This is a genomic window from Acinetobacter stercoris (assembly GCF_900323515.1).
GTDB lineage: Bacteria > Pseudomonadota > Gammaproteobacteria > Pseudomonadales > Moraxellaceae > Acinetobacter > Acinetobacter stercoris.
Genome location: NZ_OOGT01000370.1, coordinates 1 through 1,645, shown reverse-complemented (window position 1 = coordinate 1,645; position 1,645 = coordinate 1). Strand labels below are relative to the sequence as shown.

1 protein-coding gene is annotated in these 1,645 nt (G+C 37.1%); it reads right to left on the bottom strand.

Annotation, left to right across the window (positions count from 1 at the left end; genetic code table 11):
• Positions 1–51: 51 nt before the first annotated feature.
• Positions 52–1,645 (bottom strand): astroprincin family protein (locus tag KPC_RS19575; protein ID WP_121975974.1); only part of this gene is annotated, 1,594 nt, incomplete at its 5' end.

Sequence of the window (1,645 nt, the reverse complement as noted above, 5' to 3'; positions counted from 1 at the left end):
CAATCAGGTGAAAGATTAATTCATAGATAGAATTTTAAATAATTCTATTAATTACCACCACGGTCCCATATATAAAGGAATAATTTGATTTCTATCTTCTGATCCCTCTAGATAAACACGTGTCCCTAATAGCCAATCATTAACGAGTAAAGTTCCTGTAACTGAGATAGATGAAACTATTCCACTTTGATCATAAGAGAATCCAGAATACTTTTCTGGTAAATCAATTTGTATTGGTTGGTTGTACACTCCATTAAAGTAAAAAGACTCTGAGCCACCATCAGACGAATATACTTGAACTTCAATCTCGCAACTCTTTCCAGTCCAATCAATTTGCATCCAAGGTTGTGATTCTGAACCTGTATTTTCTTCATCATTTTTCATGCACATTGCTTTATAAGATAGACCTTTTCCTGCTTCATAAACAACCTCTCTTTCAGTTAATTGGATAGTTACGTTGCCATTTACAGTGGATGTTGCTGTGCCTTTAAATCGAACCCATTCACCATTATCATAAATGAATGAAGATTGAGCATTCCAATCTAACAGACCATCGTCATCTTTTAAGGTCGAAATAACTTTTCCACCTTCTTTCGATATTGAAAAATCTAACTGATTATTTATTTTTCCAGAGCATGCTACAGCTGTACCATCGGCTAAAATACATTTCACTAAATTCTCTGTTGTTGGTATACCTAAATCAATAATCACATTCCCAGCTGTACCTGAGGTTTTCTCTGCAACTAATTGACCTGTGACATCTTTTGCAGTCCAATGTATTGAACCTTTGGCTGGCATATTAACAATCGTTGTGCCTTCTGCTGGCAATGAATTTGCTTTAGTAAATCCAGAACCATCTTCCAATGTCACTTTTGCCACCACATTACATGGGACGCCTACCCCTTTAGACTGACATTGTACAAAGACTGAGCCAGAAGCTACAAACTTATAATCCCAGTTCCATGTTGAGAAATGACTTACTTTGGCTGTAACAGCTAGACCTGTCGAAGACTTATCAGAATCCACTACATAACCTGTCCCTTCTTCGACCCACAATCCTTGTGCTTCATCGAAGTGCCACATCGGGATACTGACACCCGCTTTCATTGCCTGATTATTGATACTCTTTAAAGGTAAATCCATTTGAATATCGGCAGTTTTATTTCGTGCAAGTTGCAACTCCTGACCTGCTGCATTTTTAAATGTCGCTGAGATCATGCCTGCACTAATCAAGTTGACAATCTTACCGCTTTTATCTTTCGCAACACCATTAGCAGGCATCGCATTTAGATCATTTGCAGTAATATCCCACGGGGTAAAATCAACTGATATTTTACCTGTTGCAACTTTACCATTTGGCAGCACAAATGCCGATGCAGGAATGTCAATCCTGGCATGTAGTTCTTTACTTTCAATGGTTTGTGCAAGTTCTATATGATCAACTGTGATGGTTTGCTTAACTGGTAACAAACTTGCTGAAATATTAATGGCTTTTGTCGTTGGAACATCATATAAAACGGACTGGTTTACAAAACCTTCTTTTTTAAAGTTCACCACCACTTGTTTAGTAGACTTTGGAACTTGAACATTAAATGATGCTACGCCATTGGCATCAGTCTTATAGGTTTTATTATCTATAATAATA